At 63.8% G+C, this 3,115-nt stretch carries 1 protein-coding gene and 3 pseudogenes; 1 reads left to right on the top strand and 3 read right to left on the bottom strand.

Features of this window, described 5'->3' with window-relative positions:
* A pseudogene (locus tag MOV75_RS32420) lies at nt 1–184 on the bottom strand (two-component sensor histidine kinase); the annotation flags it as partial.
* A gap of 13 nt (nt 185–197) precedes the next feature.
* Nucleotides 198–611: pseudogene (locus tag MOV75_RS32415) on the bottom strand (helix-turn-helix domain-containing protein); the annotation flags it as partial.
* Nucleotides 612–876: 265 nt separating this feature from the next.
* On the opposite strand from MOV75_RS32415, the gene MOV75_RS32410 reads away from it, so the two are divergent.
* Nucleotides 877–1,407, top strand: coding sequence for a PRC-barrel domain-containing protein (locus tag MOV75_RS32410; RefSeq protein WP_246925886.1), 531 nt, complete (start codon nt 877–879; stop codon nt 1,405–1,407).
* Nucleotides 1,408–1,535: 128 nt separating this feature from the next.
* On the opposite strand, the pseudogene MOV75_RS32405 reads toward MOV75_RS32410, so the two are convergent.
* Nucleotides 1,536–2,634: pseudogene (locus MOV75_RS32405) on the bottom strand (ABC transporter substrate-binding protein).
* Between the last annotated feature and the right edge of the window lie 481 nt (nt 2,635–3,115).

Genomic DNA, 3,115 nt, shown 5'->3' with positions numbered 1-3,115 from the left:
AGCCGAGCAGCAGCGCCGCATCGGTCAGTTGATGGGCCCCGTCCGGCGGCGCGTCGGAGCGGTCCGGCCGGCTGATCAGGAACGCAGTGGTGACGACGAGATGGAGCGCGACAGTCGAAGCCAGCACCAGCGCGGCGATCTGCCCGCCGATACCCTTGAGGTGGAAGAACCCGAACAGCTTCATCGTCGCGTCCCCTTCAGCTGCTCAGGGACGCCGCAACCGCTTCAGTTCTTGCCGCTTCAGTGCTCGCTGCTTCAGTTCTTGGCGTGAACAGATTGCCGCCCGAGCGCACCGTCTTGATAAGGATGGGATCGGCCGGATTGGGCTCGATCTTGCGGCGGATGCGGCTGACCAGCACGTCGATGGAGCGTTCGAACGAGCCGGTGTTGCGCCCTTGCGTGAGGTCGAGCAAGCTGTCGCGCGACAGCACGCGGCCAGGCCGTTCGCAGAACGCGCGCAAGAGATCAAACTCGGCGCTGGTCGCCGCGACGCGTGCCCCTTCCGGATTGCGCTGCTCGCGCAGGCGCAGATCGATGTGCCAGCCCTCGAAGGCGAGCGTGGAGGCGCCTTCGATCGAACTTGCCGTTTGAGCTGCGGCCTGGCGGCGCATCCGGCAATGCCGACTTCTCCGCGCTTCTGATCGACTACAAGAGCTGACCTGAGCGACGCGGGTCGGCGCGGTCCCCGCCGCGATCGTGCTTCACCCAGAGCGCACGATCGTCGGCGGGAACCGTGCGCCGCAATATGTTCCTGAGTGACGCAGGAACAGCCCTTGCGAGCGCTCGCGCAATGCGCGACGAAATTGCCGCGCGCACGGAACTGCGTGTGATCAGCGCCGTTTTCTCAACACGAGTTTTTCGTTGAAGGAGAGGACAATGATGAAGTCGATCATCGCCGGCCTTGCCGGCACGGCACTGCTCACGACCGTTGCGTTCGCGCAATCGCCGACCGCCACCACCGACAAGGCGCCGACCGCGGCCACCGCCACGACGACGTCCACCACCGCGTCCGGCCAGTGGCGCACGTCCAAGATGGACGGCCTCAAGGTCTATAACGAAGCCAACGAGAACATCGGCACGATCAACGACCTGCTGATGGACAAGAACGGCGACATCAAGATCGCGGTCATCGGCGTCGGCGGCTTCCTCGGCCTGGGCGAGCATCTCGTCGCCGTGCCCTATGAGAAGCTGAAGTTCGTGAACGAGGCCGTCGCCTACACCGGCACCGGCACGAACCCGGGCGCCAAGCCCGCCACGACCACGACGACGGGCGCTGCGACCGGCACCGACAACAAGCCTGCTGCGACCGCGACGTCGACCACGTCGAAATGGTATCCGGATCACGTCGTGTTCAATGCGAGCAAGGACGAGCTGAAGAACATGCCCGAGTTCAAGTACTCGGAGTAATGCGGCTCTGATCACCTAAACGAAGCGCGCCTGGTTTTCACCGGGCGCGCTGTCGTGTCGTTTCGCTGCCGCCGTCGCTCTTCGAGCTATGGCGGACAAGTCGCTCGCAATGACGGAGATTGCGGAAGCTAGTGCGTCACCAGGGGGCAGCCGCCCTTGTCGAGCGGACGGAAGGCCTCGTCGCCGGGCACGGTGGCGATCAGCTTGTAGAGGTCCCACTCGCCCTTGGATTCCTCGGGCTTCTTGACCTCGAACAGATACATGTCGTGGACCATGCGGCCGTCGATGCGGATCTTGCCGTTCTTGGCGAAGAAGTCGTTGATCGGCGTCTTGCGCATCTGCTCCATCACCTTGGGCGCCTCGTCCGACTTGATGGCGTCGATCGCCTTCAGATAGTGCATGGTCGCCGAATAGAGGCCGGCCTGGATCATGGTCGGCATGTGGCCCACCTTCTCGTTGAAACGCTTGGAGAAGGCACGCGTCTCCTCGTTCATGTCCCAGTAGAATGCGTCGGTGACGATCAGGCCCTGCGTCGCCTTGATGCCGAGCGAATGCGTGTCGGTGATCTCCTGCAAGAGCGCGATCATCTTCTGGCCGCCCTGCGTCAGGCCGAACTCGGAAGCCTGCTTCAATGCGTTGGTGGTGTCGCCGCCGGCATTCGCCAGCGCGACCACCTTGGCCTTGGAGGCCTGGGCCTGCAGCAGGAAGGAGGAGAAGTCCGACGAGTTGAGCGGATGGCGGACCTCGCCGAGCACCTTGCCGCCGCTCTCCTTGACCACGTTGGCGGCGTCGCGCTGCAGCGCCATGCCGAAGGCGTAGTCGGTTGACGAAGAACCAGGAGTCCTCGCCGCGCTTGACCATCGCCTTGCCGGCGACGTTCGACAGCGCATAGGTGTCGTAGGTCCAGTGCACCGTGTTGGGCGAGCAGGCGGGGCCAGTGATGTCGGACGAGCCGCCGCCGGAATTGATGTTGATCTTGTTCTTCTCCCGCGTCAGCGCCGAGACCGGCAGCGCCACCGAGGACGTCGGCACGTCGAAAATCGCATCGACCTTGTCGTTGTCGTACCAGTTCCGGGCGATGTTGACGCCGACGTCGGGCTTGTTCTGGTGGTCGGCGGCGACTACGGCGACCGGCTTGCCCGCGACCTTGGCGCCGTAATCGGCAACCGCCATTTCGACGGCCGCGAGCGAGCCCTTGCCGGTCGCGTCCGCATAGAGGCTCGACATGTCCGTGAGCACGCCGATCTTGACGACGTCATCGGAAATCTGCGCGCGCGCAGTGCCCGCTGTGGCGGCGAGGGCGAGGCCGGCCGCGATGGCGGCGATGAGTTTTTGCATGGTTGTTGTTCTCCCTGTGTGTTGTTGTTTGGGCTTTGTTGCACGAGAGTTTTAACGCCTAATCGAAGGCGCAGCTAAGCGATCCCCGCAGTAGCGGGATGCAAAATAGGAAGGGACGAGCGGTGTTCCCTTCGCAACTCCTGTAAACGATGAGGTTAAGCAGCATCAGCGGAGCCGGAATCGTAGGGTGGGCAAAGGCGCACTTGCGCCGTGCCCACCACCGGTCGAACACTGCAACAGAAGCGGTGGGCACGCTTCGCTTTGCCCACCCTTGTATTAGGGCGATCGATTATATTGAGCCGTTCCGTGAGGAATGGCCCAGCCCGGGTGGCCGCCCGAGCTGGGTCGCCGTTCGATCGGATCGGAGCCC

The organism is Bradyrhizobium sp. PRIMUS42, assembly GCF_023006515.1.
GTDB lineage: Bacteria > Pseudomonadota > Alphaproteobacteria > Rhizobiales > Xanthobacteraceae > Bradyrhizobium.
This window is presented reverse-complemented; position numbering and strand designations above follow the sequence as displayed.

Coding starts and splice junctions, on each gene's coding strand:
- MOV75_RS32410 (WP_246925886.1), top strand. CDS start 877: ATGATGAAGTCGATCATCGCCGGCCTTGCCGGCACGGCACTGCTCACG.